The organism is Actinomadura oligospora ATCC 43269 (assembly GCF_000518265.1).
In the GTDB taxonomy this organism is placed as follows: Bacteria; Actinomycetota; Actinomycetes; order Streptosporangiales; family Streptosporangiaceae; genus Spirillospora; species Spirillospora oligospora.
Genome location: NZ_JADG01000012.1, coordinates 293,374 through 308,390, shown reverse-complemented (window position 1 = coordinate 308,390; position 15,017 = coordinate 293,374). Strand labels below are relative to the sequence as shown.

Sequence of the window (15,017 nt, the reverse complement as noted above, 5' to 3'; positions counted from 1 at the left end):
TCGGTTTCTAGCCCAAGGCGTCGCGCGCTGTCACCGGGATGGGCGGATCCGGCCATCCGAATACCGCTCAGTAAGCTGCCGCGCATGGATTTCGCCACGGCTGACCTCATCGACGACTTCGGGGACGAGCTGCGTTCCTGCGAGACCCAGTTCCGGACGTTCGGCGGGCGTTCGGCGTTCGCCGGGCCGGTCGTGACGGTCCGCTGCTACCGCGACAACGGCCTGGTCAAGCAGGTGCTGAACACGCCCGGCGAGGGCCGCGTGCTGGTCGTGGACGGCGCGGGCTCGCTCGCGTCCGCGCTGATGGGCGACATGATCGCGGCGTCCGCGGTGGCGAACGGCTGGTCCGGCGTCGTGATCAACGGGGCCGTCCGGGACGTGGTGGCGCTGCGCGGGCTCGACCTCGGCGTCAAGGCGCTCGGTTCCAACCCGCGCAAGTCCGCCAAGGACGGCGTCGGCGCGCGGGACGTCCCGGTGGAGTTCGGCGGCGTCCGCTTCGCGCCCGGCGACTGGCTCTACAGCGACGAGGACGGCATCGTCGTCGCGACCCGAGACCTCCTCGCCTGAGACGCGCCGGGGGCGGCGGCCCGGCGTGTTCTTTCCGATCTTCTCCGGGGTAAACGGGCGTGGCTTGCCAGGGAACGGCGGTCCGGTTCGTCCGATGCGGACATTGCTCCAGGTGGGGGTTCGTTCCTAGCGTCGCAGGCGACCCCGGAGACAAGAGGAAGCATGCGCGCGCACAGGATTCTCCTGGTGCCCGCGGCGCTCGCGTTGGCCGCCCTTGGGCTGACCACCGTGCCCGCCGCCGCCCAGGCGTCGCCGTCCGTACCCAAGCCGACCCCGAACCCCTGGCAGATGCGGCAGTGGCCGCGGACGCAGCCGTGGCAGGAGGGCCAGCAGGTCCGCGCGGCGAAGGCCGGCGCGCCAGCGCCGATCGACCCGCAGAACTACGAGCTGCCCGACACCATGACCTGGGACGACTACAAGGCCGTCCCGGGCACGACCTGGGCCGACCCGGCCAGCAAGGGGTCGGTGAAGACGTTCAGGGGCGCGGTCGTCCTCGTCGACTACCCGGACGAGGACTTCGTCATCACCAAGCCGAAGAATTCCACGATCTTCGGCAACCCGACGTCCGTCGGCGACGTCCCGAGGTCCGACGTGGCGCGGTTCTACCAGGACTTCCTGAACAAGCCGCAGGAGCTCAACCACGGCCACACCCTCCACGAGTACTGGATGGAGGACTCCGGCGGACGGTTCGGCGTCGACCTCACCGGCTTCGGCGCGTACCGGCTCCAGCACAAGAGCCACGAGTACGGCGTGGACGGCATGCAGGGCGGCACCGGCTGCCCGGCGGGCGACACCTGCCAGCGCGACCTGCGGGCGGACGCGACCGCCGCGTGGGTCGCCGACGTCGGCGAGGAGAAGGCCAAGCAGTACGACATGGTCTTCTTCCTCTCCGCCGGGCAGGACGAGAGCTCCACCTGGCAGGAGTTCGGCCAGATGAAGTTCCAGACCAAGGAGGACGTGCCCCGCGAGTGGGGTTCGCCCGACCCGGCCCTGCCGAACTGGGTGAAGACCCGGTACGTGCCCTGGACGTCCTGGAAGGCCGGGGCGAGCCTGTGGCCGAACGCGATCCCGGGCAACTCCATCCAGGCGGAGAGCTCCGGGATGGCCGTGTTCGCGCACGAGTTCAGCCACATCCTCGGGATCGGCGACAACTACAACAACCCCTACTCGATCCCGGCGCGCCGCGACTACTCGGGGCCGTGGGAGATGCTGAGCCGCGGCAGCTTCAACGGGCCGGGCGGCCCGCACAGCCGGTGGCTGATCCCGGCGGCGGCGGGCGCGTCCATGGGCGCGCAGCACATGCTCCGCAACAAGATGAAGCTGAACATGGTGGACCCGAAGAACGTCCTCCAGGTGGACCGGGACACCCTCGCCTCCGGCGGGCTCGTCGTCGCGAACGTGACCGCGCGCGAGGTGACGCCGGGGTCCGGCGGGCTGACCGGCGTGAACGTCAAGCTGGGCGCGGGCGGGGACAGGAGCCCCAGATGCGACACGTCCACGGACCCGATGTGCGACGGCGGCGGCTACGACAACTACACGGTCGAGGTCGTCGACCGGATGGGCTTCGACTCGTTCACCACGGACTCCGGCGTCCTGCTGGCCAAGACCAAGGACAAGGACAGCGCGCCGTTCATCTGGGTGAAGGACGCCCACCCCGAGGACATCGACAAGACCGACTTCGTCCTGCCGGACGGCACGCCGCAGAAGATGACCATCGGTGACTACCGGCAGCTGTCGGACGCCCTGTTCCACGCGGGCAACGACTCCGGCAGCCAGTACGAGTACGTCGACCAGGCCAACCAGCTGCACTTCTACGTGCTGAACCTCAAGCGCGACAAGACGGGCGTCCTGTCGTACACGGTCGCGGTCCGGGCGCTGGACGGCTCGGGCCCGCAGGCGCGCGGCGTCCGGCTCGCCACCGACAGCGAGGGCCCGGCGGCAGGCGGCTGGCGGAAGTGCACGGCCGTCCTGCGCAACACCGGGACGGGCGGCACCGGGTACACCGCGTCCGACGTGTTCCGGCTGAAGGCCGCGACGTCCGCCAAGGGCTGGACGACCTGGCTGCCGAACTCGATCGCCGCCGCGTCCAACGGCCGGACGACGAAGGTCGAGGTCTGGGCGAAGCCGGGCGCGGGCGCGGACAAGAACGCGCAGGTCTCGTTCTCGGCCGCGTCCGAGTCCGACCCGTCCAAGGCCGGTACCGCCACCTGCCACGTCTCCTAGTCGAGCGCGGCCGACGTCGTCGCCGCCGGTTCCAGGGCAGCCCCTGCGACCGGCGGCGACGCCGCGTTCCGGCGGCGGTCGAGGGCGGACGCCCACACGACCGTCCCCAGCGCGCCGACCGCCATCGCGACGCCGACCCACGGGACGGACGCGTACCCGAGCCCGGCGCTGACGACCAGCCCGCCGAGCCAGGGCGCGAGGGTGTTCCCGACGTTGAACGCCGAGGTCACCGAGGCCCCGGCCAGCGTCCGGGTCTCTCCGGCCGTGGCCTGCACGCGGACGTTCACCGCCGGGTTCGTCGCCATCCCCGCGACGCCCATCAGGAACACCAGGACGATCACCACGACCGGATGCGACGCGGTCAGCGCGATCCCCGCGGAGGTCAGCACGACCCCGGCCATCCCCGCGTACAGCGTCGCGAACGGACGCGCGTCGGCGACGCGCCCGCCGATCGTGATGCCGATCAGCGACCCCACCCCGAACAGGGCGAGCACCATCGGCACCCAGCGTTCGCCGAGTCCGCCGGGCCCGGTCAGCAGCGGCCCGAGGTACCCGAACGTCGCCATCATCGAGCTGAACGACAGGGCCGTCGTCCCGTACGCGACCCACAGCGCGGGGCGGGCCATCGATCGCAGCTCGTCCCGCACCCGCGGCACGGCCCTCGTGTCGGCGCGCGCGTTGTCGAGGGTGAGGGCCACTCCGGCGAACGCCGGGACGGTCAGGGCCGCGACCGCCCAGAAGGCCGCCCGCCACCCGAGGTACTGCCCGACGAACGTCCCCGCTGGGACGCCGAAGACCGTCGCGACCGTGATCCCGCCGATAACGATGGCGAGCGCCCGCGCCCGCTTGTCCGCCGGGACGAGTTCCATCGCCGTCACCGCCGCGACCCCGAAGAACCCGGCGCACGCCACCGCTCCGACCAGCCGCGACGCGAACAGCACCCCGTATCCCGGCGTCAGCGCCCCGACGACGTGCGCCACCGCGAACACGGCCAGGAACAGCAGCAGGGCCCGTCGCCGGGGCCAGCGCAGTGTCGCCATCGCCAGGACGGGCGCGCCGACCACCATCCCCACCGCGTACGCCGAGATCAGCAGCCCTGCCGTCGGGACCGTGACGTGCAGGTCCCGCGCCATCGGCTCCAGCAGCCCGGCGAGCAGGAACTCCGACGTCCCCTGCGCGAAGATCGCGAAGCCGAGCACCCAGATGGCCAGCGGCATCGTCACATCACCCCTATTTTGTATTTCGAATTCCAAAATAAACGCATGGCAAGCCTGTTCAGGGCTCGTGCGGTGATCAGAGAGCGGTGAGGGCCGTGGCCGCGATGCTTTCCAGCGCGGCGCGTCCGGCGCCGTAGCGGGCGGCGATGCGCAGCCCGCTGACCTGGGCGAGGACGAAGTGGGCGAGGGCGTCCGGATCGCGGTCCGCAGCGAGTTCGCCGTCCCGGATCGCGCGTTCGCAGGCCGCCCTGGCGGTCTCGAAACGCCGCCGGTAGTCGCGCTCCAGCAGCCGCGCGATCTCCGGGTCGCGCGGCGCGAGCTCGACGCTGGTGTTCACCACCAGGCAGGCGAGCCCGTCCTCGTACTCCTCGGTGACGACGCTGCCGAGCAGGGCCGCGACCTTCTCCCGGAACGGCGCCGCGCTCTCCAGCAACTCGGCGCTCTGGGCCGTCCTGGCCTCGACGTACTGCGTCAGGGCCCGGACGAACAGGTCGTGCTTGCTGGTGAACGCGTTGTAGATGCTGCCGCGTCCCAGCCCGGTCGCCGCGCACAGGTCGTCGGTCGACGTGCCCTCGTATCCCTTGCGGCGGAACGCGTCCACCGCCGCCTCGACCGCGCGGGTCTCGTCGAACGTCCTCGGTCGTGCCATGCGGACGACGTTAACACGTTTTGGAACCAAGATTCCATAACGCCATAATGGGCGGATGGTGACGGTTGACGACGTCCGGCGCGTGGCCCTGCCCCTCCCGCGAACCTCGGAGCACCTGATCAGGGACCGCGTGAAGTTCCGCGTGGGCGCGATCGTCTACGTGGGCTTCTCCAGGGACGAGACCGTCATGGGCTTCGCCTTCCCGAAGGAGGAACGCGACGGGCTCATCGCGTCCGATCCGTCCAAGTTCCTCATGCCGAGCGTGTCCGACCAGCGCTTCAACTGGGTCGAGGCCCACACCGCCGCCCTGGACGAGGCCGAGATGCGCGAACTCGTCGTCGACGCGTGGCGCATGGTCGTCCCGAAACGCGTGGCCGCCGCCTACCTCGGCCTCTGAGCCCCCTGGTCTAGGGGCGCTCGGCGTCCTCCCACTCGGGGCCGTTGACGCCGGGGAAGTAGGTCATGGAGTCGGCGCGCACCGGCCTGTGCGGCGACAGTCGAGGGGCGAGCGGGCCGGGGAGGGGGAGCGCCGACCAGTCGAGAGAGACCGTCCCGTTGGGTGCTCGTCGGAGCGCGTGGTACACGTCGATGGTCGCCTCGGGCTCTCCAGGCTGGTGGACGATCAGGTGGAGGCTGTTATCCGGTGATGGGTCGAAGGCACCGGACGCCGGGTCCCACCGGTCGTCGTCGCCGTCCTCGAACGAGCCCTCCCAGTGGTGGTCGCTCACGATCTCGTCGGCCATCGGCCTGATCCGGGTGTGGTCGGCGAACAGCCAGACCCAGTCGCCCCAGTCGCTGTTGGACACGCGGGCGTTCACCTTCAGGAGGAAGAAGCCCTGAGGGTGGCGGCACACCTTGTCAGGTGCGGGTGGCGCCTCGACGCCGAGCGCCCTGAGGCGGAGTTCGACGTCGAGGTCGCCGGGGTCCGTCCGGAGCGCGCGGCGGTAGGCGTCGATCGCCGCGCCGGTCTCGTCGAGCGTTTCCAGGGCGAGGCCGAGCGTGAGCGCGGAGAGGTTGTCGTCCGGGTCGGCGTCGAGCGCGCGCCGGGCCGTCTGGATCGCTTCCTTGGCCAGCAGGCGGCCCGTCTCGTCGTCCTCGTCCAGGACGGCCAGCGGCGCGCCCTCGTCGTACGACTCGCCCCAGGCCATGGGCATGAGGACTTCGCCCTGCGTGTGGGCCTGGAGCCGGGTGAACGCCAGAGCGGCGAGCCCGGTCGTGACCGCGAGGTCGTCCGGACGCCGGGCCGCCTCGTACAGCCAGCGGGTCTCGGTGAAGGCGTTGCCGAGCTCCTCGGTGTCGCGCTCGTCGTTGACCACGGCCCGCCAGCAGTACCGGAGCATGGCGCACGCGCGTTCGAGTTCGTCCATTTCGGGATGGTCGCAGACGAACGGTTCACCCCATGAGGAGTTGGTGCATCGCCTTGCGGAGGTCGGTGGACGGGTCGGACGTGCGGAGCGCGACGAAGCCGTCCGGGCGGACGAGGAGGAGGCCGTCCTCGGGGATCCAGTCGACGTTGAGATGCGCGGCGTCGACGAGGTGGGCGGGGAGGCCCGCGGCCTCGGCGGACGCCACCCAGGACGGGCTGCGGGTGAACACCGTGAAGCGGGACGCGACGAGGTCGAGCGTCGAGACGCCGTCCGCGACCCACGCGTGCGGGACGCGGGAGCCGGGCGCGCCGTCCAGGACGAGGTCCTCGGCGGACGGCAGGCCCGGCCGCGCGTCGATGATCGCGGACGAGTCGTACCGGTACCCCAGGTGCACGACCGGGGCGTGGACGGCTCCGGCGGCGGCCCGCGCGGCGGCGGCCTCCGGGCCCGTGCCCCAGTGCAGGCGCGGGTCGGCCAGGCGCAGGAGCGCCTGCTCCAGCGTGAGCGCGGCGACGGGACGGCGTTCCGCCTCGTAGGTGTCGAGCAGGTCCGGGGCGGCGGTGCCGTCCAGGACGGCGGCCAGCTTCCAGGCGAGGTTGTGCGCGTCGGCGACGCCGGTGTTCATGCCGAACGCGCCGACCGGCGGGACGGTGTGGGCCGCGTCCCCCACCAGGAACACCCGGCCGTCCTGGAAGCGGTCCGCGAGCTGTCCGCGCACCCGCCACCGCGCCGCGCCGCGGACGGTGACGTCGAGGCCGGGGTCGCCGACGGCGGATCGCACCAGGTCACGGCATCGGGCTTCGGTCATGCCGTCCTCGTGCCGGACGTGCAGGACCCACGTCCGCGTGCCGTCGATCGTCACCAGCATCCCGGTGTCGGTGTTGCAGGTGACGAAAGAGTGGCCACGCGTATACGGGGTCAGATCGGCCTCGAACAGGATGTTCGTCAGCGCGTCGCCGAGGGCGCCGGGCCCGGACACGCCGATCCCGAGCGCGTCCCGGACGCCGCTACGAGCCCCGTCCGCCGCGACCAGGTAGTCGGCCCGGACGGTCTGACCAGGGAGAACGGCGGTCACGCCCGTCGCGTCCTGGGTGAAGGAGATCAGCGGCGTCGAGTAGGAGACGGTGACGCCGCGCTGCCGGAGGGCGTCCAGGAGGACGCGGTCAAGGCGGTCCTGGGGGCAGGTCCCGCGAAGGGCGGCGGGGGAGAAGTCCCCGAACCGTTCCGTCATCTGGACGGGACGAGGCGGGGCCGCGGCGGCGAGGGCGTCCATGTCGGCGGCGGCGAGGTTTGTGGTGGTGATCTTGCCGAGTCCGCTGGTCATGGGGATGGCGGCGGCGTTCACGGCGTCCTCGATGCCGACCTCGCGGAAGAGTTCGAGCGTGCGCGGGCCGACGCCGGTGGCGCGCGGGTGGACGTCCGGGCCCTCGCGGCGTTCGACGACCATGACGTCCGCTCCGTGGTGGGCGAGGAACAACGCGGTCGACAGCCCGACCGTTCCGGCTCCGGCGACGAGGATCATGACGGCTCCTTGTGGATACGGCGTTTCCGTTGTGGCTACACCGTAGCCACAACGGTACGATGTCCGCAATGGACGGACTGGTGTGGACGAAGGAACGGCGCGAGCCGCGCCGGCGGGCCCCGAGCGTGGAGCGGTTCGTGACGCGGGCCGTCGCGATCGCGGACGCCGAGGGCGTGGACGCGGTGTCGATGCGCCGCGTCGCCAAGGACCTCGGCTCCGGCACGGCGTCGCTGTACCGGTACATCGCGGGCCGGGACGAGCTGCTCGACCTCATGATCGACGCCGTCCAGGGTGAGGACGCGCTCCCGGCGCCGTCCGGCGACTGGCGTGCCGACCTGCGCGAATGCGCGCTGCGCCTGCGGACCCTCCTGTTGCGGCACCCGTGGCTCGGCGCGGAGCTGACCGGGCGTCCGGCGCTCGGCCCGAACTCACTGCGGTGGTACGACACCGTCCTCGCGGTGGCCGGGACGCTGACGTCCGACGCCACGCTCGCCGCGCTGGCCGTGGACACGGTGACCGCCTACGTCCTCGGCGCGGTCGGCGGCGAGATCGCCGAGCTCCAGGCGTCCCGGCGCACGGGCATGACCGAGGACGAGTGGCGCGCGAGCGTCGGCCCGTACATCCGCGAGGTGGTCGGCGGCGGCGAGTACCCGCACTTCGCGCGGCGGGTCGCCGAGGCGGGCGACGTCCCCGCCGAGCGCTCCTTCGAGCTCGGGCTGGCCTGCGTCCTGGACGGCCTGGCCGCCCGCATCCCCAGAACATGAAGATTTCTAGCGTTCGGGGATAGAGTGCGCGCGTGAGCGGCTTTTCTCCGGACTTTCTGTGGGGAGTGTCCACCTCGGCGCTCCAGATCGAGGGCGCGTTCGACGCCGACGGACGCGGGCCGTCCGTCTGGGACGCCCACACCGCCAAGGACGGCTCGGACGCCCGCGTCGCGACCGGTCACCACGACCGCTACCGCGAGGACGTCGCGCTCCTCGCCGACCTTGGCGTGGACGCCTACCGCTTCTCGATCGCGTGGCCGCGCGTCCAGCCGTCCGGGGCGTCGGGCGAGGTCAACCAGCGCGGCCTCGACTTCTACGACCGCCTCGTGGACGAACTCGTCGGACGCGGCATCACCCCCGTCCCGACCCTGTTCCACTGGGACACCCCGAGCACCCTGACCTGGCAGGACCGCGACACCGCCGACCGCTTCGCCGAGTACGCCGCCCTCGTCGCCGAACGCCTCGGCGACCGCGTCCCGCGCTGGATCACGATCAACGAGCCCGCCGAGGTCACCCTGCTCGGCCACGCCATCGGCGAGCACGCGCCCGGCCTCAAGCTCGTCTTCGACGCCCTGCCCGTCGCCCACCACCTGCTGCTCGGCCACGGCAGGGCGGTGCAGGCCCTGCGCGCGGCGGGCGCGCGGCAGATCGGCGTCGCGATGTCCCACACACCGGTCTGGACGGCGAGCAACAGCGACGAGGACCGCTTCGCCGCCGAGCTCTACGACGGCATCATGAACCGGCTCTTCGCCGACCCCGTCCTGACCGGCCGCTACCCCGAGACCTTCGCCGAGGCCATGCCCGGCCCGGTCGAGGACGACCTCGCCGTCATCTCGTCCCCGATCGACTGGTACGGGATCAACTACTACAACCCGTCCCTCGTCGGAGCCCCGACACCGGGCGAGTCGAGCTACGCGGGCATCGACCTGCCCCCTGACCTGCCGTTCGAGCTGCACGACATCCCCGGCTACCCGCACACCGCGTTCGACTGGCCCGTCGTCCCGGACGGCCTGCGCGAACTCCTCGTCTCCCTGCGCGACCGCTACGGCGACCGCCTCCCGCCCGTCCTCATCACCGAGAACGGCTGCTCCTACGACGAGCCTTTCGAGGACACCCGCCGCATCGAGTACCTGGACGGCCACATCCGCGCCGTCGAGGCGGCGATGTCCGAGGGCGTGGACGTCCGCGGCTACTTCGTCTGGTCGCTGCTGGACAACTGGGAGTGGGCCGAGGGCTTCCGGCAGCGCTTCGGGCTCGTCCACGTCGACTACGAGACGCTGAAGCGCACCCCGAAGGCGTCCTTCGGCTGGTACCGCGACCACATCCGGGCCACCCGAGCCTGACGCCCGGGTCCCGCGCTACCGTCGCCACCATGGCGAACACATCCCTCGAACGCGTCGCCGCCGCCACGACCTCGCACTCCGAGCGCGACGTCCTCGAAGCCTTCCTGGACCGCTACCGGGACGTCATCGCCGCGAGCCTGGACGGCCTGGACGACAGGCAGGCGCGGACCCGGCTCGTCCCATCGCTGACCACACCGATCGGCCTGGTCAGCCACTGCACGGCCGACGAGCGCAGTTGGTTCCAGCTCGTCATGGGCGGCCGTCCGGAGGCCGAACTCGCGGGCCCACGCGCCGGCCAGGACGCCAGCTGGTTCGTCCCGGACGACACCTCCGCCGCCGACGTCCTCGCCCTGTACCGGACGACCTGCGCCGAGTCCCGCGAGATCGCCGCCCGCCTTGCGCTGGACGACGAGTTCGCCCACGAGGACCGCCGCTTCACCCTCCGCTGGATCTACGTCCACATGATCGAGGAACTCGCCAGGCACGCCGGCCACGCCGACATCCTCCGCGAACAGATCACCTCCGCCTGATGGACGCCTCCGCCCCGTCCCTACGCGATCTGATCCGCGACGACGGCCCCCTGTCGTCCGCGACCGTCCGAACCCTGGCCGCAGACTTGGCCCGCCTCCTCGCGACGTCCACCGCTGCACACGGCGGTCTGAGCCCGGACACGATCCTCCTGACCCGGGACGGCCCACGCCTGGCAGCGGCTGTTACGCCAGATCCGGCCTACACGCCACCCGAGCAGACCCGCGACCACGACCTCATCCCACCAACGGACATCTTCGCCTTGGGCGCTGTCCTCGCCTACGCCGCAACCGGCCGCGCCCCCTTCGGCGAGGGCCCACCCGAGTTGCTCGCCTACCGAATCGCCTACCACGCCCCCGACCTGAACGGCCTCCCGGACGACCTGCGCGAACTCATCGCATCGTGCCTGGACAAGTCCCCATCCGCCCGCCCCACCGCAACCGAAATCACCCTCCAGGCCCGTCCGACCTCCGCGCTCGACCCGCTCTCGGATGCCTTCCCGGAGCCTGCATGGCCCGAGAACGAAGCGGAGACCCGCGCCGCTCTCCTGTCCCAAGCCGCCGGATCCATGCGAGCCGTCCTGACGAACAGCGCCGCAATGTTCGCCGCCCTCCACCACCGCCAAGCCACCCCACCGAGGCCCTGGCCCGCCGTCCGTCCCCAGGCCCTCAGTCTCACTGCCGAAGCGCCGAATCCGGCCGAGTACCGCTGCGTCCCGTCCCCACACCGGAACCACCCGTACTCGATGACGATCACCACCAGCACCACCGGTAAGCAGCTGCTCTACACAGCACTCGGCGTCGTGGTCGGCTGGAAACTGGCCCCTGAACGGGACGTCCTCACGGTGGGCCCCGAGGGCCTGCAAGTCCGCCAACGCGGCAGAACGCGGACTCGCCGCAGGCCAACGACTTTCCACATCGACTGGGACGACCTGAAGACCATCCGCGTCATCACCGAGAACGACGCCGTCCGAGTCGTCGCCACCTTCACAAGCCCAGGCCAACCCAACTGGTTCCGCGACAACAACATCCGCCACTTCGACGGCGGCTACGAGCTCTACAAGACCCCCAGCGCCAACCACCAAGAAACAACAGCCCTGGCCACCCAAATCCGCCAGGCCCTAACCCCCTTCACCGAGCCAACCGACTGACCGACCCCGGCCACCCCGCCTCGAAGGTTTACTGGCCTGTCGCCGTCGTGGCTCATCGGGCCATGTGACGCCGTTGCGCCATCTCTCGGACGGGTGAGGTGGCTGCTTGGTGAGCGCCCGAATCGCCTCCCCCTGCGGTGACTCTTGAAGAGCGAGAGCGGAAGCGGCACCTCCCTTTTCGCTGACGCCACATTTACAGGAAGAAATATCCGCCTGAAAATCGCGTCCTCCAGGTGACTAAGGGTGGAGGAGCGATGGCGGGAAGGCCGCGGCACAACTCGAACTGTGAGAACGCAGGGCGTCCGGCGTGTGCGTGTGGCGGGTGTGGCGGGACGGAGCACGGTTGGCAGGGAGCGATCACGATCGCATCCGACCCGTCCGGGGCGGCGTCGGCTAAGTACGTGCGCGAAGCCAAGCAGGAGTGGATCAACGCACTGCGGCCACTCGAGAAGCGCACCTACCGTGACGGTCGCGCGAAGCCTTCGACGAGGGACGAGCAGCGAGCCGCAGTTCAGGGAGCCCGCGCGGCCATCGTGGAATGGATGTCTCGTTCTCCTGACATCCGCGAGGGGCTGGAACAGGTCGGTGAGCCCTTCCGCCGAAACAGGAACGAGGGTGGAAAGCGAGCAGTCCAGGAGACTCCGGAGTTCATCAAGACGCATGTGGTGCCTGCTCTCAAGAAGAAGTTCGGCCCTGATCGGCTCGAGCAGTTCCAACGCCGCGCGGTCGAGACGCACTTCTGGTGTGAGCTGCTCGCACAGACGGCTCGCGTACTCTGCGAGTTCAAAGAGGGGTACACGGAGGCGAAGGATGCGGTGACAACCGCGCTCACGACGGCGAGCGAGACGCTCCCAGACTGGGCGCTGATCCTGCCCTTCAAGGACATGATCGAAGCATCGGTGGGTCTGGTCTGGGACCAGCTGCCGAGAGCGGTGACAGGGCTTGCGCCAAAGGACATCTTTCAGTTGATCTGGCCCGTCCGGATCCTGGCACTGTTCATGTGCAAGGACCCATCCGCACATCGCGCCGTTCGCCTGTACTGCCTGAACCCGGCCGTCCGCTGGGGAAAGGCCGCCGTAAGTGAGGAGATCAAAAACCGTCTGCGCTTGGCCTTCCCTGAGGAGTGGCCCCTGCCTGGGGACACCGTCTGACGATGCCTGCCTCGCGCCGCTCCCACTGAAGTCGCAGACCGACCTGCCGCGTCGATGATGGAGCAGGTCGGTCACACACCTGCGAACGATTCGTCGGAGTGGTCGAGGCGTCAGAGCGGCTCGGGAGCGCTGAGGTCCTTGGTGATCGCCTCGATCGCATCCTGCAGATCGGCCAGCGGGTAGCAGCCCCTACCTCCGTTGACGTTGCGCCAGCTCACCTCGGTACGCGTGATCTCGACGCGCAACCCGTCCACAAGCAGGACGGACCGTCCGCCGATGTCCCCAGCGAACGAGGCGAACAACCCCCGCCTGCACAGCTCAAGCACCAACTGACGCCCAACCCGCGCCGGGGTGAGCACAGGCACAGGAACCGCGAACCCCTCCGGCAGCGGAAACGCGCACCAGACGGCCTTCCCACGCACCGGAACCAGCCGCAACCGCGACCGACTGAGCCGAGCCCCGCACGTCTCCGCGAGCGCAGCGACGATGGCCAGCCCCTTCCCATGGACGTCCAGCAGGTCACCGTGGACGGCATGGGGGAGCGGCCCAGGCCCAGTGTCGAAAACGCTGAGGACCAGCGCGGGCGCAGGACGAGACCGGAGCCAGATCCACAGCTCAGCATCACTGCCGTCGCCGTAGAGAAGCGCGTTCGTGGCCAGCTCCGAAACCGCGACCGAAGCGTCGTCGATCAGCTCGTCCGGAAGCCCAAGCTCGCCCATCACAACCGCCACAGTCGACCGCGCGATCGAAGCGCAGGTCCGATCGGGCGGCAGCAAGAGCACCTGCGCCTGCCCGGCCTGAAGCACGGGCCTGTCACCGTTCACCACGAGGCGTCCCAAAGGTCCACCCGCTTCCCACGGCCGTTGCTCCTGTCCTGGCGCGTCGCGGCCTGCCGCCCGGCCATCCAGCCAAACAGCCGCCGCAGCAGCCCGCTCCGCCCAGCCGGTTCCGGCAAGGTCATGCGGACGGCCATCTCCGCCCCCTCCGCCGCCGCTGCCCGCCGACTGGCCCGCTGCACGCGAACGGCCCGCCGCTGCAGAGGACGAGCGCCGACCCCGCTCTGCTGAGGACGCGCACTGGGCGGAAAACAGACGCCCAACAGCCGGACGAGCTCGTTCGCGTCACTGGCCCCGACCAGGACCCGGTACGGGGACAGGAACCAGTAGCGACCGGTGAAGTCGCCGTACCAGCAGACCGCTTCCGGATACCGCCACCGCAGAAGCGTGAGCACCGCGTCCGGATCCACGTCCCGCACCTTCCACGGGACGTGAGCCCTGGACGGCGCCGCCGCAAACCGCACGCCAACCGGCGGCCGAGTCGCAGCGACGTCAAGCGCCTGTGCCGTTGCCGAGTTCGTGGGATGGCCGGGCATGGCCAACGTCGCCCTGACGCTGGCCATGCCCGTGAGACGCTGTCTCACAGTCGGACCTCCGTTGTCCGATAGGTCCCGGCCGGTGGTTGCGTCACCGTGTCCGGGACCGCTTGTTTTCGCAGGCGAGAACACGCCCGGAGCGAGCCACCAGGTGTCTGCGAATCCTCAGACCCGCGCACACTCTGTGTCGGGCATCACTACGCTGAGTGTCATTGAGGCTCGTCGGCCTGTAAAGCCCTTCTTTGAGAAATCTCAAAGATTGTTTTCGCAAGATATGTCGAGCCAGCAGGAAGGTGGATGTAATTGGCATCTCGGACAAGCCCGACGGTTCGGCGTCGTAGGCTCGCGCGTGAAATGCGACAGCTCCGTTCTCGGAGCGGCAAGGCGCCCAAGGAAGCCGCCCAATATGCGGGGATCGCACTGGCCACGCTGTACCGCATCGAGAACGCCAGCCATGCTCCAAAACCCGCCGACATCATCGCGCTGTGCAGGTTCTACGGGCTGGGTGAGCACGAGACCGACGCCATGGCCCTTCTGGCTCGTCAAGGGCGCCAGCGCGGTTGGTGGCACAAGTACGGGGACGTGCTGAAGCCCGGCTTCGACGTCTACGTCGGGCTGGAAGAGGAGGCCTCGACGATCAAGTCGTACCACCAGGAGATCATCGGCGGTCTGATGCAGACACCGGACTACACCCGCGCCGTCCTCAGGGCCGACCTCGACGTCCAGGACGAGGACGAGATCGAGCGCACGATCGCAGTCCGTGCCGAGCGTCAGCGCCGGGCGTTCGCGGAGGACGGGCACCTGGAGATCTGGGCGATCGTTCAAGAGGCCGCCCTTCGCCTCCAGGTCGGCGGACCAGCGGTGATGCGGGCCCAACTAGAACACCTGCATGAGTTGTCGCGGCGCCAGGTCTTCCTTCAGGTGTTGCCATTCAGCGCAGGCGCTCATCCGAGTATGTCCACGGGCTTCTACATCCTGGGCTTCCCTCACCCATCCGACACGGACGTCGCCTACATCGAGCACAAGACGGGTGGCCTCTATCTCGAGCAGGTGGACGAGGTGTCGACCTATGCGAGAGTCTTGGACCAGTTGAAAGCCAGAGCTCTGGGCCCGGACGAGTCGCGCGCCTTGATCAAAGACGTGCGCAACGAGATGAGGTAGATC

General features: G+C 70.0%; 15 protein-coding genes. 9 read left to right on the top strand and 6 right to left on the bottom strand.

Features of this window, described 5'->3' with window-relative positions; genetic code table 11:
• Positions 1–84 precede the first annotated feature (84 nt).
• Positions 85–567 (top strand): ribonuclease E activity regulator RraA, encoded by a 483-nt coding sequence (gene rraA, locus P696_RS0121620; protein WP_026413968.1) that lies wholly within the window; start codon positions 85–87, stop codon positions 565–567.
• Positions 568–729: 162 nt separating this feature from the next.
• Positions 730–2,790, top strand: coding sequence for a M6 family metalloprotease domain-containing protein (locus tag P696_RS0121615; RefSeq protein WP_026413967.1), 2,061 nt, complete (start codon positions 730–732; stop codon positions 2,788–2,790).
• Here P696_RS0121615 and P696_RS0121610 read toward each other — a convergent pair.
• Together P696_RS0121610 and P696_RS0121605 are read right to left on the bottom strand one after the other, a co-directional pair.
• Positions 2,787–4,007: a Cmx/CmrA family chloramphenicol efflux MFS transporter gene (locus P696_RS0121610; protein ID WP_026413966.1), complete on the bottom strand. Its 1,221-nt coding sequence runs from the start codon at positions 4,005–4,007 to the stop codon at positions 2,787–2,789. The two genes, P696_RS0121615 and P696_RS0121610, sit on opposite strands and share 4 nt — an antisense overlap.
• Before the next feature lie 76 nt (positions 4,008–4,083).
• The gene (locus P696_RS0121605) at positions 4,084–4,656 is read right to left on the bottom strand and encodes a TetR/AcrR family transcriptional regulator (protein ID WP_026413965.1); all 573 of its coding nucleotides are present in this window, start codon (positions 4,654–4,656) and stop codon (positions 4,084–4,086) included.
• A gap of 55 nt (positions 4,657–4,711) precedes the next feature.
• Between P696_RS0121605 and P696_RS0121600 the strand changes: the two genes are divergently transcribed.
• Positions 4,712–5,053, top strand: a complete 342-nt coding sequence (locus tag P696_RS0121600; RefSeq protein ID WP_026413964.1) for an MmcQ/YjbR family DNA-binding protein — start codon at positions 4,712–4,714, stop codon at positions 5,051–5,053.
• Between the two features lie 10 nt (positions 5,054–5,063).
• On the opposite strand, the gene P696_RS0121595 is transcribed toward P696_RS0121600, so the two are convergent.
• Positions 5,064–6,023 (bottom strand): tetratricopeptide repeat protein, encoded by a 960-nt coding sequence (locus tag P696_RS0121595; protein WP_026413963.1) that lies wholly within the window; start codon positions 6,021–6,023, stop codon positions 5,064–5,066.
• 25 nt (positions 6,024–6,048) lie between these two features.
• Positions 6,049–7,545 carry an FAD-dependent monooxygenase gene (locus P696_RS0121590; protein WP_026413962.1) on the bottom strand — a complete coding sequence of 499 codons (1,497 nt, stop codon included), beginning with the start codon at positions 7,543–7,545 and terminating at the stop codon, positions 6,049–6,051.
• A gap of 68 nt (positions 7,546–7,613) precedes the next feature.
• On the opposite strand from P696_RS0121590, the gene P696_RS0121585 reads away from it, so the two are divergent.
• From P696_RS0121585 to P696_RS47150, 5 genes are all read left to right on the top strand, one after another.
• Complete coding sequence (locus tag P696_RS0121585) at positions 7,614–8,309, top strand: TetR/AcrR family transcriptional regulator C-terminal domain-containing protein (RefSeq protein ID WP_051467965.1); 696 nt, start codon at positions 7,614–7,616, stop codon at positions 8,307–8,309.
• A gap of 32 nt (positions 8,310–8,341) precedes the next feature.
• On the top strand, positions 8,342–9,652 hold the full coding sequence (locus P696_RS0121580; protein WP_026413960.1) for a GH1 family beta-glucosidase: 1,311 nt from the start codon (positions 8,342–8,344) through the stop codon (positions 9,650–9,652).
• A 29-nt stretch (positions 9,653–9,681) separates the two neighbouring features.
• Positions 9,682–10,182, top strand: a complete 501-nt coding sequence (locus P696_RS47160; RefSeq protein ID WP_034486101.1) for a DinB family protein — start codon at positions 9,682–9,684, stop codon at positions 10,180–10,182.
• A complete protein-coding gene (locus P696_RS52755; protein ID WP_051467964.1) occupies positions 10,182–11,330 on the top strand; it encodes a protein kinase domain-containing protein in 1,149 nt (382 codons plus the stop codon). Before P696_RS47160 ends, P696_RS52755 begins: the two co-directional genes overlap by 1 nt.
• A 401-nt stretch (positions 11,331–11,731) precedes the next feature.
• Positions 11,732–12,481, top strand: a complete 750-nt coding sequence (locus P696_RS47150) for a hypothetical protein (RefSeq protein ID WP_034486098.1) — start codon at positions 11,732–11,734, stop codon at positions 12,479–12,481.
• Between the two features lie 110 nt (positions 12,482–12,591).
• Here P696_RS47150 and P696_RS52750 read toward each other — a convergent pair whose 3' ends face one another.
• Together P696_RS52750 and P696_RS0121555 are read right to left on the bottom strand one after the other, a co-directional pair.
• Positions 12,592–13,308, bottom strand: coding sequence for an ATP-binding protein (locus tag P696_RS52750; RefSeq protein ID WP_157429838.1), 717 nt, complete (start codon positions 13,306–13,308; stop codon positions 12,592–12,594).
• Positions 13,302–13,727 carry a hypothetical protein gene (locus tag P696_RS0121555; RefSeq protein WP_157429837.1) on the bottom strand — a complete coding sequence of 142 codons (426 nt, stop codon included), beginning with the start codon at positions 13,725–13,727 and terminating at the stop codon, positions 13,302–13,304. The genes P696_RS52750 and P696_RS0121555 overlap by 7 nt, the downstream gene beginning before the upstream one ends.
• Positions 13,728–14,156: 429 nt before the next feature.
• On the opposite strand from P696_RS0121555, the gene P696_RS0121550 reads away from it, so the two are divergent.
• Positions 14,157–15,014: a helix-turn-helix domain-containing protein gene (locus P696_RS0121550; RefSeq protein WP_026413957.1), complete on the top strand. Its 858-nt coding sequence runs from the start codon at positions 14,157–14,159 to the stop codon at positions 15,012–15,014.
• The last annotated feature ends 3 nt before the right edge of the window (positions 15,015–15,017 follow it).